Origin of the sequence: Microcoleus sp. MOSTC5 (assembly GCF_036701825.1) — a bacterium.
GTDB lineage: Bacteria > Cyanobacteriota > Cyanobacteriia > Cyanobacteriales > Microcoleaceae > Microcoleus > Microcoleus asticus.
Genome location: NZ_JAUBRK010000023.1, coordinates 42,788 through 58,645 on the forward strand (window position 1 = coordinate 42,788; position 15,858 = coordinate 58,645).

General features: G+C 46.5%; 14 protein-coding genes. 8 read left to right on the top strand and 6 right to left on the bottom strand.

The window, feature by feature from the left end; translation table 11 throughout:
* Positions 1–277: 277 nt before the first annotated feature.
* The gene (locus QUA54_RS14740; protein ID WP_333415205.1) at positions 278–718 is read left to right on the top strand and encodes a pentapeptide repeat-containing protein; all 441 of its coding nucleotides are present in this window, start codon (positions 278–280) and stop codon (positions 716–718) included.
* A gap of 152 nt (positions 719–870) precedes the next feature.
* Here QUA54_RS14740 and crtH read toward each other — a convergent pair whose 3' ends face one another.
* Positions 871–2,415, bottom strand: coding sequence for a carotenoid isomerase (gene crtH, locus QUA54_RS14745; protein WP_333415206.1), 1,545 nt, complete (start codon positions 2,413–2,415; stop codon positions 871–873).
* 246 nt (positions 2,416–2,661) lie between these two features.
* On the opposite strand from crtH, the gene QUA54_RS14750 reads away from it, so the two are divergent.
* The 4 genes from QUA54_RS14750 to QUA54_RS14765 all read left to right on the top strand — a co-directional run bounded on the left by QUA54_RS14750 (position 2,662) and on the right by QUA54_RS14765 (position 4,717).
* Positions 2,662–2,784 carry a hypothetical protein gene (locus QUA54_RS14750; RefSeq protein ID WP_333415207.1) on the top strand — a complete coding sequence of 41 codons (123 nt, stop codon included), beginning with the start codon at positions 2,662–2,664 and terminating at the stop codon, positions 2,782–2,784.
* A gap of 178 nt (positions 2,785–2,962) precedes the next feature.
* The gene (upp, locus tag QUA54_RS14755) at positions 2,963–3,613 is read left to right on the top strand and encodes a uracil phosphoribosyltransferase (protein ID WP_333415208.1); all 651 of its coding nucleotides are present in this window, start codon (positions 2,963–2,965) and stop codon (positions 3,611–3,613) included.
* A 229-nt stretch (positions 3,614–3,842) separates the two neighbouring features.
* On the top strand, positions 3,843–4,310 hold the full coding sequence (locus QUA54_RS14760; protein WP_333415209.1) for a TMEM165/GDT1 family protein: 468 nt from the start codon (positions 3,843–3,845) through the stop codon (positions 4,308–4,310).
* A gap of 104 nt (positions 4,311–4,414) precedes the next feature.
* Complete coding sequence (locus tag QUA54_RS14765) at positions 4,415–4,717, top strand: TMEM165/GDT1 family protein (protein ID WP_333300604.1); 303 nt, start codon at positions 4,415–4,417, stop codon at positions 4,715–4,717.
* Positions 4,718–4,796: 79 nt separating this feature from the next.
* Here QUA54_RS14765 and QUA54_RS14770 read toward each other — a convergent pair whose 3' ends face one another.
* On the bottom strand, positions 4,797–5,303 hold the full coding sequence (locus tag QUA54_RS14770) for a hypothetical protein (protein WP_333415257.1): 507 nt from the start codon (positions 5,301–5,303) through the stop codon (positions 4,797–4,799).
* 669 nt (positions 5,304–5,972) lie between these two features.
* Here QUA54_RS14770 and QUA54_RS14775 point away from each other — a divergent pair.
* Positions 5,973–7,223 (top strand): MFS transporter, encoded by a 1,251-nt coding sequence (locus tag QUA54_RS14775; RefSeq protein ID WP_333415210.1) that lies wholly within the window; start codon positions 5,973–5,975, stop codon positions 7,221–7,223.
* 230 nt (positions 7,224–7,453) lie between these two features.
* Positions 7,454–9,622 carry an iron uptake porin gene (locus tag QUA54_RS14780; RefSeq protein ID WP_333415211.1) on the top strand — a complete coding sequence of 723 codons (2,169 nt, stop codon included), beginning with the start codon at positions 7,454–7,456 and terminating at the stop codon, positions 9,620–9,622.
* Positions 9,623–9,854: 232 nt separating this feature from the next.
* Here QUA54_RS14780 and hisIE read toward each other — a convergent pair whose 3' ends face one another.
* Positions 9,855–10,505 carry a bifunctional phosphoribosyl-AMP cyclohydrolase/phosphoribosyl-ATP diphosphatase HisIE gene (gene hisIE / locus QUA54_RS14785; RefSeq protein WP_333415212.1) on the bottom strand — a complete coding sequence of 217 codons (651 nt, stop codon included), beginning with the start codon at positions 10,503–10,505 and terminating at the stop codon, positions 9,855–9,857.
* Between the two features lie 355 nt (positions 10,506–10,860).
* Here hisIE and hemL point away from each other — a divergent pair, with 355 nt between their 5' ends.
* Complete coding sequence (hemL, locus tag QUA54_RS14790) at positions 10,861–12,159, top strand: glutamate-1-semialdehyde 2,1-aminomutase (protein WP_333415213.1); 1,299 nt, start codon at positions 10,861–10,863, stop codon at positions 12,157–12,159.
* 392 nt (positions 12,160–12,551) lie between these two features.
* On the opposite strand, the gene QUA54_RS14795 is transcribed toward hemL, so the two are convergent.
* The 3 genes from QUA54_RS14795 to QUA54_RS14805 form a co-directional block, all read right to left on the bottom strand.
* Positions 12,552–13,592: a tetratricopeptide repeat protein gene (locus tag QUA54_RS14795; RefSeq protein ID WP_172186878.1), complete on the bottom strand. Its 1,041-nt coding sequence runs from the start codon at positions 13,590–13,592 to the stop codon at positions 12,552–12,554.
* 446 nt (positions 13,593–14,038) lie between these two features.
* A complete protein-coding gene (locus QUA54_RS14800) occupies positions 14,039–14,812 on the bottom strand; it encodes a BMC domain-containing protein (protein ID WP_333045652.1) in 774 nt (257 codons plus the stop codon).
* A 205-nt stretch (positions 14,813–15,017) separates the two neighbouring features.
* A complete protein-coding gene (locus tag QUA54_RS14805) occupies positions 15,018–15,692 on the bottom strand; it encodes a carbon dioxide concentrating mechanism protein (protein ID WP_333415214.1) in 675 nt (224 codons plus the stop codon).
* Between the last annotated feature and the right edge of the window lie 166 nt (positions 15,693–15,858).

The window sequence follows — 15,858 nt, forward strand, 5'->3', positions numbered from 1 at the left end:
CAGCGCTAATCATATCCATCTTCAGAAATACACATCTGTTAGCTTTAGTAGCTAACCTAGAAAGGTTACTACGAAAAAGCACTGTATTAAGTTCGGCAGTGTTAAGTTTTGCCAAAGTAAGTTTTGCGAGCTTTTCGAGACCATCTGTGGCTTGTCGAGGGGAATGGATATCACAGCCAATCTGTGAATTCGATCGCAAATTCCGAAAACAACCGTGGTAAGATTGTAGATATAAACAGAAGAACTTCAACACACAGTCTGGTGAGGAAAAGGGATTATGAAACGCCATCTATTAGCCGCTACTTTTTTAATTACTCCCCTAATGTTGGCAGGCCCGGCTCGCGCTGAAAATCCCGCTCACGTCAAACAGTTATTGTCAACCGGGCAATGTTTTCAGTGCGACTTGGCTGGAGCAGATTTAACGGGAGCCCATTTAATTGGTGCTGACTTGAGAGAAGCAAATTTACGAGGAGCAAACCTATCTAAAGCCAACCTCGAAGGCGCTGACTTGACGAGTGCTAACTTGACGGGTGCTAACTTAACCGCAGTTTTCCTGACTAATGCCAGTTTAAATTACGCAGACCTCGATCGGGCAAATCTGACCGCCGCCATCATTAACACCACTGACGTATCCGGCGCATCAATGGAAGATATGACCATCACTGAGGCAAAAATCTACAATACTCAAATTGGCGTCGGCGGCAGCTACGACCAGTAAACTCCTTAAAAGAATGGAAAACGCCAATTTTCAGTTTAAAAACCCGGTTTCTCCCCAGAAACCGGGTTTTTAAACTTTTTGTAGGGTGGCCGGGAGTCTCACATTTTCTCTCGTATTTCAAGCGAACAATCTGACGCACCTTACCGCTACCGCTAAAAACCCAAATCAACGGCAATTCGGTGCGCGCAAGCAAACCCAGAAAACGCCACCGCATTTAAACCCTGTCCGGGAAACGTACTGTCACCCACACAATACAAACCAGGCATAGAAGTTCGATTAAACGGCATTCCCAGCAAACCCATTAACTTCTGTCGCGGAATCGGCCCGTAAGTTCCGTCTTCGCGCCCCAAAAAGCGGCGGTGAGAACGCGCCGTCCCAACTTCCATATAATCCAAACCGACATCTAAACCGGGAAAAATCTTTTCTAATCTTTCAATAATTCTTCCTGCGGCCTCTTCCTTTTTATCCTCGTATGCCTGCTGCGCAAGTCCTTCCCAATCTTCCATCCAACTCGACGTAAAAGCGTGAACGATATGATATCCTGCGGGAGCTAAATCCGGGTCGAGCACGGTCGGAATTGAAACCAAAACAGTTCCCTCTGGCGCTTCCATTTTGTCCCAATCTTCTAACAAAATGTGGTGGCAGGCACTACCGACAGGGATTACGCCTGCTTCCACTCCCAAATGCAAACTCAAGAAACTGGGGGCTTTTTGATAGCGCTGCTGCCATTTCTTTTCGCTAGCGGGCATCTCTTCTGCGGGCAGCAATTTCTCAAAAGTATCCCACCGCGTGGCGTTAGAAACTATCCGCTTAGCCCGGTAAACTTCGCCGGTTGCTAGCTCAACTCCGACAGCGCGGCCGTTTTCGGTGATAATTTTTTTCGCCTTAGCTTTGTATTGAATTTTCCCGCCGCATTTTTCTAATCCTTCTACTAATTTTTGGGCAATTTGACCGACTCCGCCTTTGGGATAATTTATGCCGCCGTAATGTCTATCCGAAAATACCATTCCGGCGTTAATCATCGGCGTCAAGTCTGCGGGTACTACAGACCAGTAGTAGCATTCCATGTCGATAAATTTCAGCAAAGTAGGGTCTTTTATGTAGCGCCGCGCAATGTCCCCAGTATTTTGAGGCAGATATTTTACTAATCCCAAACAGGCTAAAGGATTCTGAAAAAAGACTCGAACCAGATATCCGGGTTCTTCTAGGGATAGCAATTCCATCCCGTTGAGACAGTTAAAGACGTTCCAGCATTCGCCGTAAAATTTGTGGATTCCTTCGCGTTCGTGAGGGAACCTGTCTGTTAATTCTTGCAAGTATTTATCATAAGCCTGGGGAACTTCAAGTTCCAAGCCGCTGGGTAAGTGATAGTGAAGCTGTACGGGGTCGGGAATCGTTTCTAAGGTGACGTTGACTGCTTTCAGGGCGCGGGTGAGGAGGTTGGTGGTGCCGCGCTGTCCGAAGCCAAAAATCATGGAGGCGCCGACATCGAATCTGTAGCCTTCTCGATCGAAATATCCAGCGCTACCCCCCGGAATTGTATAGCTTTCGAGCACTAAAACTTTGGCTTTCTTAGCGGCTAACTGGGTGCCTGTCACGAGTCCGCCAATGCCGGAACCGATGACAATTACATCAAACTCTTGCTCTGTTGAGCGGGAGTTGGAAGAAAATAACTGGGATTGGGTAGGAGCTGACATTGGGTTAAAAATCTTAATAATTTCCATAATATTACAGTCGATCGCCCTCCCTCAACTGTGGCGTCTGCCATTTTCCCTTTGTATATGTAGCCTTCTGCCTTTTTTCCTCTTCCCTGTTCCATCGGACTTCTTCCTTCTTCTTTCCCCAAAAAAAATGCGGGAACAGTCTACCATTGCCGACTGCCCCCGTCTGCCGATCCTTTGAGAGGAGAACACTGAAAATTACTATAGCCTTGTTGCTAATTAATGTCAATACTATTAGAAAAATATTTCAATAAGCGGATGGATGTCGATCGGCAAACGGGTTCTAACGGACGGCTGGCGCTTGTCGCAACAGTCCGGCAATCCCGCAGTCTGGCAGGGGTTTGAACCGTGGCGACCTGTTGAAAATGGTGCAAGATGTCGATTGTCACTCTCTGACTTGTATGCGCCCTCAAGGATGTGATAAGTTGCACAGAGCGATCGATCGCCGGTTGGCGAAGTCCTCGAAGAAGATCGACCGCACCGCATAAAATCCCTCAAACCTAGCAATCTCCCCAATTTTCTAATGTCCCTGCAACTGCGCGTTTACGTTCCCCCGCATCCGTTAATTAAACACTGGCTGGCTGTCGCCCGCGACGCCGCCACCCCCTCGGTACTTTTTCGTTCTGCGATGACAGAATTGGGAAGGTGGCTGGCTTACGAGGCAATTAGAGAGTGGCTGCCGACAGTGGAAACAACGGTGCAGACGCCTTTGGCAGAATGTCCGGCGACTTTTATCAACCCGGAAGCTCCGTTAGTTGTGGTACCGATTTTGCGGGCGGGTTTGGCACTGCTGGAAGGAATTCAGACCGTTGTGCCGCTGGCGTCGGTTTACCACCTCGGCATGGCAAGAAATGAGGAGACGCTGGAACCGAGTTGTTATTTGAACAAGTTGCCGGCGCAGTTTATCCCGGAAACGCGGGTGATAATTAGCGAGCCGATGCTGGCGACTGGCGGGACGATTGTAGCGACAATGCAGGAATTGACTGCACGGGGAATTGACCCAAACTTGATTCGGATTATCTCTGTGGTAGCTTCTCCTCCGGCTTTGAAGAGGCTGAGTGCAGAGTACCCGAGTTTGATTATTTATACGGCCACGATCGACGAAACAGTCAACGAACAGGGCTTTATTGTACCTGGTTTGGGAGATGCGGGCGATCGAACTTACGGTACGTGAACCAATCAGTCAGCCAGTCAATTTTAGATTTTAGATTTTAGATTTTAGATTGACTCGACAGATAAATCTGGGGGCTTGTATCCCTTTTTGGGTGCGGTGAGTTGTTCCAGGAATCAGTTGCTGAAATCTCGGGAGAAAAAGATGACCCTGGTTTCGTAAAACCAGGTACAGAGAAAGTTAGAATCAAAAGTACAATTCAAAAATAAATAGCGTTTAGCACTCATTGCCCGTGAAACTTGATTCTGTTCCGCCAAGCTTGTCTGCTTCTGACTCAGTAAACCTCAATTATGATTTGCCACAACAGGTACAAATACAAATAAAAGAGGTTTCTGAGATTTGTGCTGCTTTAAACCCGGAACCCGCTGAACTCTCAGTGAGTGCAAATCCCGATATTTGTCAGGAACAAAAGAAACTGAAGTCGAAGCAGTGGGCAATTTTTGCTTCTACTTTTGCAACTATTTTTTTAGCTGAAATAGGAGACAAAACTCAACTAGCAATTTTGCTGATGACGGCTGAATCTCGTGAGCCTTGGATTGTGTTTGCCGGTGCGGGTTCGGCTTTGATAGCAACCAGTTTGCTGGGAGTTTTGCTGGGAAGGTGGCTGGCAAATCGGATTGCTCCGAGAACTTTGGAGAGAGCTGCAGGAGTGATTTTGCTGGGGATTGCGGCTGTTCTGCTGTGGGAAGTGCTGGGTTAATTGTCAATCGCCCTGACTTTAACCACCTTATATGGGCAAGGTGCGCCGAGGCGCACCCTACATATACTGTCCGAGATTTCTTAATTAACTAATAACTAAAAAATATGGATTGGCAACTTTTGGGAATAAGTTTTCTTACAGTTTTTTTGTCAGAATTGGGAGACAAAAGTCAATTAGCTGCGATCGCCCTCGGCAGCAGTTGTAACTCGCCTCGGGCTGTATTTTTCGGTACGGCGTCGGCGCTGCTGCTGGCGAGTTTAATCGGCGTTTTAGTTGGGCAAGGCACGGCAGAGGTATTGCCGGAGCGACTGGTAAAGGCGATCGCGGCGATCGGATTTGCGGTGATGGGCTTGCGCCTGCTGTGGCCGAAATCTGAATTATCTGATGTGTCAGAAGAATCCGAATAAGAGGACACGGCAGTGCCGTTTCCCTACCCCAATTCATTGTAGGGAAACGGCACTGCCGTGTCCTAATTTTTATCGTTGATTAAACTTGGTTTTGATAGCACCAGCCGATCAGCGTACCGGCGACAGCCAACTTCAGCGCTTCCAAGCCAAAATAGCCTTGGTGCAGTAGATTCATCCCGGTAGGCACTTCTGCTGCGGAATCGAACAGATTTAGCTGCATTCCCAAGGCGCTCATTTGGGGCGTCAGCGCGTAGGTGTCAATCAGGGCGATCGCCAGAAGTACCAATGATAATAAGATTGCTGTGCGGCTGCGCTTGCCGAAGTCACCGACTAAATTGCTCAAAACCATCAAACCCGTTGCCACCAGGCCCGAACAGATTAACTCAACGCGGTTGAATCCCCAGAACATTAAATTTCCGGCCGTTGCAAACTCGGGAGATGTCATCATGCCAGATACGTAGAGACTGGGCATAATTACTAGATCCAAAATCAGGCTAACGCTGACCCAGAAAATTAAGGCCACCATGACAATTGCTTGCCAGCGCGGTTTGATTGATTCCACTCTCGATGTTGTAATAGCTGTCATCATAAAAATGGGTAGAAACCCCGTGCTTTTAGCACGGCTTTACATTTAATTTGAATCCCCTCGCGGGGTGGAGGGGTATGGTTGCCCCTCCGGTGAGGCATTGTTGCCTCAAACTCCCATTTCTGGGGTAAAGTTAGCTTCGCCAATGTTTTAAGAGCTTGTTAGGCTAGCAACACTATCTCAGTGACCTTAAGACTGTTTAGTTGCAAGTGATAGAGCGGAAAACTAGCTTCGCATTCTCCGGTATCGTGACTCAAAAAACGTAGTCAGTAAAGACTTAGGCTGGTCAGGATGGCTTGTTAGATTTCTCTTTCAAGCCTCATGCCTTTAGGCTGAGGTTCCTGACATAATTAGACCCTCTAAAATTTTCTTCTGCCTTTTTTAGAGTTTAACTAACTTTTTTATAAAATCGTGTTAAGTATTTTTAAATTAAAGGTAACTTTTGTGTAACAGAGCCTGAAGAATTGTTAAGCTCACTGATGTTGGTCATCACCTGCGTTAACTAATACTAATTCGGAAAAAGTACGGAATAAATTAATAATTACTCACAGAACTTACGCACTGCGACCAAAGACACCGGGTTTTTGACCGTGATTAAAGGCTATAACGTATGTTCGTAAAAAAAAACCGGGTTTCTGCGTCCAGGACTAACTCCTAATTTAACTGTATATGCCTAAATTTCAATTATCATCTTGGTTTCCCCGTCTCCCCCATCAAGTCTGGATTCTTGCCGCTGGCAGATTCCTTTCCCAAAGCGGCACTGGTTTTACTTTATTTTACGCGCCCATATTTTTTGTCGATGGCGTCGGTTTATCTGCTACTGCTGTTGGGATTGGTTTGGGTAGCGGTTCAGTTTCGGGAATATTCGGCAGAGTTTTGGGCGGTTCTTTTTGCGATTCCAAATTTTGGGGAAGGCGGCGAACTTTATTGCTGGCGGCAATTATTTCTGCTGTGGCTTCTTTTGTACTGGCGGCGACTAATGATTTCGCTGGTTTAGTTGCGGGCAATTTACTGATGGGTTTGGGGGTGGGTTTGTATTGGCCTCCAACCGAGACGATGGTGGCGGATTTAACCGAAGGCGAACAGCGACAGGAAGCTTTTGCTTTGACGCGGCTGGCTGATAATTTAGGTTTGCAAGTTGGGATTATTTTGGGGGGTTTATTGATTGAGGTAACGGGTAATTATCGATCGCTCTTTATTATTGATGGTATCTCGTTTTTAGTGCTATTTGCGGTAGTTGCGATCGCGATCGCCGAAACCTACAAACCAGCTAATTCAGCGGATAGAGGCAGCAAAAATCGGGAAAATGGCTGGATGGTGGCGCTGAGCGATCGAAGTCTTCTAGTTTATGCTTTAGTAAATACTCTTTTCACTCTCTACATTTCCCAAATCCAAACCACAATGCCGCTCTACTTTAGCAAGTTTGTCGCGGTGGGGACGGAAAAAGGTTTTTCAACAGGTACAATTACCGTTTTGTTTGCTTTTAGCACCTTTTTAACTGTGGCTTTGCAACTGCCAGTTGTTAAAGCTTTGAGGCCATTTTCCCATCCAAAAGCTTTGATGATTTCTGCGCTGCTATGGGGAATCGGATTTATTGCGATCGGCTTGACGGGAATGGCTGCAACTGGCAATCTATTGTTAGCTGTTTTAGGCTTGAGTTTTTTGTCGGTGGCGACTGTTGCTTATACGCCTTTTGCTTCGGCTTTGGTGGTGGATTTAGCGCCGGAGTCTTTGCGCGGCGTGTATTTGGCGGTTAATTCTCAGTGTTGGGCGATCGGCTATTTAATCGGGCCGCCGCTGGGCGGTTTGGCTTTGGATAGAGGTAAATTGGCGGCGGATAATTTTTGGTTGGGTTTGGCTTTGAGTGTGGGCGCTGCTATTGTTATTTTGCAAAAGCTCGATCGAATGTTAAAAAAATAGTTGCCTAAATACCTGTTCTGTGATAAATTTATATCTCTTTTTTACAGAGCCTCGATCGAATGTTAAAAAAATAGTTGCCTAAATACTTGTTTTGTGATAAGTTATCCTGCTATTTCTTATGAAAAACATAATAATTATGAATTAAAAACTTTGTGGTTGTGGATGCCAAATAGATTTATAATTCTCGAAACATAAGAGCCATTTTAGAATCTATTTGGTGAGGATCTGTAATGAAAGCACATCTACTCTTTAGTGCTAGCGGAATAGGTTTAGTTTATCTACTTGTCGGTTCTCTACCATTGGCAGCGATGCCTCTCGTCCCTGAGAAACAGACATTAGGTACTGAAGTATTGAAACAATTAGAGACTGAAATCAGCCTGGATACAAGTAGTGTTGACAATCCGGTCAAAATTCCGGGAATAGATGAATTAAAACCCGCCGATGCGGTGGAAGTTGAAAACACGGGCGATCGCCCCGTCTCAACAGCAAAGGAACTCGCCCCTCTCCCCCAAGACAGCCCTCAACTCAATGGGCGACAAACAGCAACATTTACCGCAGAAAATACGCCGGAAAACTTATTAAAGTTAGCTGAAAAACCAGCCAACCCAGAGCCAGCCTCAGTTACAGAAGAAATATCTGTTACCCCTTCCCAAAACCAGCAGACACCAGCAGAATTTACGGCAGAAACATCAGTCATTCCTGCCCAAAACCCACCCGCACCAGCTATTGCCCAAACAGGCATAACTGCACCAGTACCCACAGAAACTTCTACTGCCCAAAAGTTGGCTGAAATCGAAAACAGCAGTTCCTTAGAACCCGCAGCAACCAACAGCGAAACCGAGGGGTCGATCGAACTACAACAAGTAACATCTGTATCTCAACTCTCCGACGTGCGCCCGACGGACTGGGCATTTCAAGCCCTGCAATCTCTAGTAGAAAGATACGGCTGCATAGCAGGATATCCAGACGGCACATTCCGAGGCAATCGGGCAATGACTCGCTACGAATTTGCCGCCGGTTTAAACGCTTGCTTGGATAAAGTTAGTGAGCTAATTAAAACAGGTACAACCAACTTAGCAACCAAGGAAGACTTAGCCGCATTGCAAAGATTGCAAGAAGAATTTGCAGCAGAATTAGCCACTTTGCGCGGTAGAGTCGATGCTTTAGAATCCCGTACCGCCGAACTAGAAGCCAATCAATTTTCGACAACAACTAAACTCAGTGGCGAAGCAATTTTTAGCGTTGCCGATACTACTAAAAACAATAACAGCGATACTCAGACAGTCTTAAACTACCGAGTGCGCTTGAATCTGCTGACCAGTTTTACAGGCAAAGATACCCTAATAACTGGCTTGCAAGCTTACAACATTCGCAGCTTCGGGCCTAATTTAGGTTTGTCAACAGGGGCATTTAGTGCTTTGTCCGACAGTCAGGCAAAGCTGAGTTTTGAACCGCAATTTCCAGGAATTAATCCTGAGACTCTATCTAGCATTGACGCCAATACTGTTGAACTTTACAAGCTGCTTTACGTCTTTCCAGTTTCTAATAGTATCACTTTATTTGCCGGCCCGAAAGCAGAAACTTCTGACGCTTTTCAAGCTATTACTCCCTTTGCTGGAGAAGGGCAAGAAGCCGTCTCTAGGTTTGCAGGTTATAACCCTGTAGTCCGCGTATCCGGTGGCACTTCAGGCAGGGGTTTGGCATCAGCAGGCGGGTTTATTTGGAACATTTCCCGCAAGCTTAATCTCACAGCTTTGTACGGCAGTGCAAATGCAGCCTTGCCCGTTGATTTAGGCTTTCCAGCCACGCCTTTAGGAGCAGGTGCATTTGAGGGAAGTACGGTGGCTGCGGCGCAGTTAACTATTAAACCTACCAGCAGTATCGACATAGGTTTAAATTACGCTTACAGTCGCCACAAAGTGAATATTCTTGCTACAGGATTAGGTGATGCCGATTTGGGTTCTATTTTGGGATCGGATAGAGAACCTGTTAACGGTGGCGTGAGGATAAATTCCTTTGGCGGTACCGCAACTTGGCGGTTTTCTCCGAAAATTGCTATTTCTACCTATGGAGGTTGGATAGTTGCTGACGCTGAAAGAAGCAATGCTTCTACAACTTTCACCAGTTGGATGGTAGGTTTCCATTTCCGGGATTTGTTCGCACAGGGCAATAATGCAGGTATTCTGTTTGGACAGCCACTCGATCGCGATTCAGTAAGTGGCGGTGCTCGCTTTCAGCAAAACAGAGCAACTCCTTACCATTTAGAAGCTTATTACCGCTTCAAAGTCAACGATAATATCAGCATTACACCCGGAGCTTTTGTGCTGTTCAATCCTGAAGGAACTAAGGATAATGACACTGTAGGGGTGGGAGTCCTGCGCACAACTTTTACCTTCTAAAGGCAATCGCGATACTATCTGCAATTACCAGGAATTGATACTGTTGCCGCTTAAGCAGTGCTAACCTAGATAGGACTTACGCACGAGTACGCATGGGGGCCGAGAAACCGGGTTTTTTTACGAAAAGACGCGTTCGAGCATCGCATACTTAGTAAAAAACCCGGTTTCTGAGCGTCAGAGTGCGTGCAGGACGGCAATTATCAATTACCAATTATCGATGCCCAATTACCGATTATTTTCGTCGATCGTCCAATTTGCGGTAAACTGCTCTCAAATCAACTTGATGGTGAGCCAAAGCAACCAAAGTGTGATAAAATAAATCCGCAACTTCCCCAGCAATTCCATCTTTATCGTCATCTTTGCAAGCCATCACAACTTCCGCCGACTCTTCGCCAATTTTCTTGAGAATCTTGTTGTCGCCGCCCTCGAACAACTTGCAAGTATAAGAACTTTCGTTAGGATGGTCGCGGCGATCGCAAATTACCTCAAATAATTGAGATAACATATCTCCAGGCGGCGGTACAATTTCTCCGTCAACTTGGTGAAAACAACTTCTTTCTCCGGTGTGACAAGCAATATCTCCGACTTGTTCGACTGTTACCAACAAAGCATCGCTATCGCAATCGTAACGCAGCCCTTTGACATTTTGAACGTGTCCCGAAGTCGCGCCTTTGGGCCACAATTCGGAACGAGAACGACTCCAAAACCAAGTTTGACCGGTTTCCAGGGTTTTTTGCAGCGACTCCCGGCTCATCCATGCCATCATCAACACCGTACCGTCCAAATAATCTTGGACGATCGCCGGCACTAAACCGCGATCGTCGTAACGAATCTTTTCAATTGGGATCGATCGGCTCAAACTCGATAAATCATTAGCAGACATAATTTTATTTCAACTTGGTAATATAGATTAACGCTTTCCTGTCGGAGATTTTTTTTAATTAACCGCAGAGAAGGCAGAGGACGCAGAGGAAGAGAAGAGAGGAGTTTGAGGAAGTGATGGACAAATTGTCAAGAAGTATTTTACAAAATATTACACTTTAGGGCGATTCCCTACGGGATAGCTTCGCTTCACGGTGCTAGTGCGACAAAGCCTAAAAAACCCAAGCTAGTATTGCTACTCATTGGTTTGTACCCTAAAATCTACTAGAATAGTTTCCTTGAATCGACCTAACCTTTATGTTGAACTGGCTATAAAATTATTCTACCAACAACAGACGTTCACTAAGGAGAAAACATTGGTTTCCACAACCTTGAAAACGACCAAATCAGAAGAAATTTTTGCCGCCGCCCAGAAGTTGATGCCAGGTGGCGTCAGTTCCCCCGTCCGCGCCTTCAAATCTGTAGGCGGACAGCCCATCGTCTTTGACAGGGTAAAAGGAGCTTACATTTGGGATGTTGACGAAAACCAATACATCGACTACGTAGGCACTTGGGGCCCGGCTATCTGCGGCCACGCCCACCCAGAAGTCATCAAAGCCCTTCACGAAGCTTTAGAAAAAGGTACGAGTTTCGGGGCACCGTCGCTGTTGGAAAACGTGCTCGCGGAAATGGTCATCGATGCGGTTCCCAGCATTGAAATGGTGCGATTTGTCAATTCTGGCACCGAAGCCTGCATGGCCGTTTTGCGGCTGATGCGAGCCTTCACCGGGCGCGATAAACTCATTAAATTTGAAGGCTGCTATCACGGACACGCCGATATGTTCTTGGTAAAAGCAGGTTCCGGCGTGGCAACTCTGGGCCTTCCAGACTCCCCGGGCGTTCCGAAATCCGTTACCGCCAACACCCTCAACGCTCCGTACAATGACTTGGAAGCAGTAAAAGCTTTATTTGCCGAAAATCCGGGCCAGATAGCAGGGGTAATTCTCGAACCAGTTGTGGGCAATGCCGGTTTTATTACCCCGGATGCAGGTTTTCTCGAAGGCCTGCGGGAAATTACCAAAGATAACGGTGCTTTGTTAGTTTTTGATGAAGTAATGACCGGTTTCCGCATCGCCTACGGCGGCGCCCAAGAAAAATTCGGCGTTACCCCGGATTTGACAACTTTGGGTAAAGTTATCGGCGGCGGTTTGCCGGTGGGAGCTTACGGCGGACGGCGGGATATTATGGGGATGGTGGCTCCTGCTGGGTCGATGTATCAAGCAGGTACGCTTTCGGGTAATCCTTTGGCGATGACTGCTGGGATTAAAACTTTGGAATTGCTGCAAAAACCCGGTACTTACGAACAGTTGGATAAGATTACGAAAAAACTGTCCGACGGATTGCTAAAAATTGCTAAGGAAGCCGGACACGCGGTTTGCGGCGGGCAAATTAGCGGGATGTTTGGCTTGTTTTTTGCGGCTGGCCCAGTTCACAATTACGATGATGCGAAAAAGTCGGATTTGACTAAGTTCAGCCGCTTTCACCGGGGAATGTTGGAGCACGGAATTTATCTTGCTCCTTCGCAGTTTGAGGCTGGATTTACTTCTTTGGCTCATACTGATGAAGATGTCGATCGAACTTTGGCCGCAGCGCGTGAAGTGATGGCAAGTATTTAACGTGTGTCGTAAGGACGTTCGTCCTTAAAACTCAGGAATAAATGATTAAAGTCCTTGCTGTTTTTTTTGCAGTAAGGACTTTAATTTTTAACTGGTACACAATCCGCGTTAAAAACCTCTCGGGGCTTGCGCAGGGGGCTAGAAAGCCGATTTCTACGAGATTTTGCCACGACTCACGAGAAATATACGAAGAAACTGGCTTTCTGAGGTATTGTTTTTTTGCGATGACCTACTTAATGAAAAATGACTAATGACTGCTGAGTCATGAGACTTAAATTCCATACATTCGCTCTCCTATCTTGAGATGGCTTTGCGTTGCATATGCGATTTCCTATCGCTCAAAAATTTATGCACTAAGCCTCATGGCTACTGACTACTGACTGCTGACTAATTCAATTATTGATAAATTCACCTTCACAGATAATCGAGTCTCTGTTCTCCAAATCTTCTTGATTCCAGACCGCGTTTAATGCTGCCGAACTTAAGGAAGTTGACATTGTATTTAAGGTTGTGTTGTAGTATTCTACAGCATTATTAAGTTCCACCTGCGGCGCTTCTTTGAAGTACGAATTAATATCAGGCGTACAACGCTGAGCTTGGTAGTATACATAAGCTTCAGCATTAATGCACATTACCAAGTAAAAATCCTTATTTGCTGCCGTCACATCTCCGAGTTTATAGAGCGCTAAACCCCGGTTGAGATAAGCTTTAACATAGTTCGGATCGAGTTCCACTGCTTTGTCAAAGTCTTCAATTGCAAGCTGCATTTGTTTTAATTTATAGCGAACGCAGCCTCTGTTATAATACGCATAAACATTTTGTGGATCGATGCCCAGTGCAGTGTTGTAATCGGCGATCGCCTGCGTGTTGTCTCCTAATTGGTGATAACAGAGACCGCGATTTATGTAAGCTTTGATATATTTAGGATTCAACCGCAGCGTTTCGTTAAAGTTCTCCGTTGCGGCCTCTTTTTCTCCCAAAAGGTAGTAAGCGCGCCCCCGGTTGTAATAGGTTTTATAATTGTGGGAATTGATAGAGAGAGCTCGATTGTAGTCTTCTATTGCTTCTTCGTAATGTCCTAAATTAGCAAGTACGAGTCCTCGGTTGTTGTAGATAGCGTGGTTGCCAGGCTTACTTGCTAAAGCGCAGTTGAGATCGTCAATGGCTTTTTCGTGTTCTCCGAGATGGCGCCAAGCATTGCCTCGATTCAGGTAAGCCTCGAACAAATTAGGATTGATATCTAGCGCTTGGCTGAGGTCTGCGATCGCTTTCTGGTAGTCTTTCATGTAATAGTAGACTAAGCCGCGATTGTTATAGGCTTTGGCATCGGCAGGGTTGAGTTGCAGGATGCGATCGAAATCGTCGATCGCCGCTTCATAGTTTCCTTTCTTGGCGCTGTGCAAACCGCGCTTGTAAAATTGTTTGAGGTTCATAGGTCAACTTTCAGGAGTGCTTGATTCTGGGGGTTGATTCCTTTGCTGCCAGTTTTGAGTTGAACAACTGTTAAACTTCTCTTTTTTTGCCACCCGTTATTAGATTACCCTCAAATTGATGGTAGGCTATCTACCGGAAACAGGATTTTAGGTTCATTTTAACAGCAGTTAAATCCTGTGGAAAGAGTCTGCACCTCGGCTGGATTTACTTCGTCAGTTCCATTGTTTAGGCGATCGACTCGATCTTAAAAGCCTAGTTTTAGTTGGTGTTCTGTGTCTCTTGATACGGCTGCGATCGGCTCGATCGCCAAATTAAGTTTGAGACAGCTACTCAGTATAAATTGTTGCACCCACTCCCACCGAGTAAACTTTATATTTTTTTGAGAAACTTCGTCTGAGTATTTGCAGCAGCACGTCTCTACAAAATTTTGTTGCCTAATTACGAATTACCGATTGATTTCTTCTTCCACATAAACAGTCAATTTCTCCAAATCTGGAAGTTCGATCAATTCTTGTTCCTTTTCCTTAACCGACACGGGCATCATCACAGGTTTACGGTGTTCGATCCAGCAACTCGCCAGCGGTAAAGTTTGTTCCAAATCTTCCAAAGGCCTGGGAATTACCATCACCGCGTTCAACTCGCCAATTCGCTCAGCTTCGTACATCCCGGCTTCTACGGCTACTGCTACATCTGCAACTGCACCGCGAATAATTGCCGTGCACAAACCGGCGCCGATTTTCTCGTAAGCTGCCAAGTGTACGTCTGCGGATTTGAGCATAGCATCGCAAGCGCCGACCATTGCCGGAAATCCCCGGGTTTCGAGCAAACCGATCGCCTGATTGCTAAGCCGAGAATAATTGCCGCTTTCCGAAAGCTCAGTCAGGCGAAAGCCGATCGGCAAAACCACTTCCAAATTAGCCAAGGGTCTAGGAATCACCAACTTAGAAACAAACTGCCCGAACTGTTCGGCAGTTTGAGCTCCAGCTTCCACAGCCAAACGCACATCCGAAATTCTGCCCCGGACGATCGCCGTACAGTGACCGGAACCAATTTTTTCGTATCCTACCAAAATCACCCCTGCCGACTTCAGCATCATGTCAGCAGTCCCGACAATTGCCGGAAAACTCTTGGTCGATACCAAACCCAAAGCAGTGTCTTTGAAGTATTCCTGGCGCTGCGATCGCTCTTCGTGACTGTTACGATCTGTTTGTCCGTCCATCTTCTATTACCCTTAGAAACTTCCCAAAATAAAAATTTGTTGATAGTTTATAGTTTCTCAGATGAGAAGACCGACTGCACGAGCTACAAGACACAGATTGCTGCGGCAAGGCCTGACAAATTGCTGAGCTACCAATAATATGAGATTACCTATTTATATTTGATCTTTCTGCCTTCAGCATAGCTGCCTTTTGCCGAAATGACGGCTACCCGGAACCGCCCGATAAAGTTTGACCGTTTTCGTCCGATCGATTAAAAGCTTGCCGGTGCGGAAACAGCGTCCCCAACAGCCGATTGATGTGAGCTTGGCCGTAGAGAATAGTTGGCGTCTCCCCTGGTTGCGGAGGCTCTGCGGCGGTGGATTCCGGCGGGTCTGGGGCCGTCTCCGGCGCAGTTTGAGGCGGTGTTTGGGCGGGTTGTGGCGGCTCGATCGGCTCGATCGGCTCGATCGGTGGATCGACTGGTGGCGTAGTGGCTTCGGGGGTTTCTGGTGATTTTGGCGCTGCTGCGGTTGCTTCTGCGGCGACTTGGCGGCTGGTATCTCCGATTAGAGAACCTGCTGGTATAATTTGCATTTGGTCGATACAAGGATCGATCAGTGTCGTCCCCGCCCCAATACAGGCATTTGCCCCGATCGTTCCCGCACCTACCACCAGCACCCCTGCACCCAGAATAACGCCCGCCTCGATTTCCAGAGTACCTTCACGGGCGTGAAGGATAACTCCCATACCGATACAGGCACCGGCGGCGATCGAGATCCGGCAGCCCAAATCTGCTTGCAGGATTGCTCCAGGGGCGATCGCCGCACCCTCATTCACAACTACATCGCCACTCATCAAAATCTGAGAGTTGCTACTTAATTGCAGTGGCGATAAATACATTCGACTTCACCATGAAAGGAGCTATTTTTTTCGATAAAAGGACTTTAAATTATGGGTTTTTTCGACTGATAAATTTAACCATGTCAATCTAAGAAACGATAATTTACTAATACTGAGAAGCTTGATGCTTTAACGTTTTATAGAAACTTTCAGAAGATTCTAGATT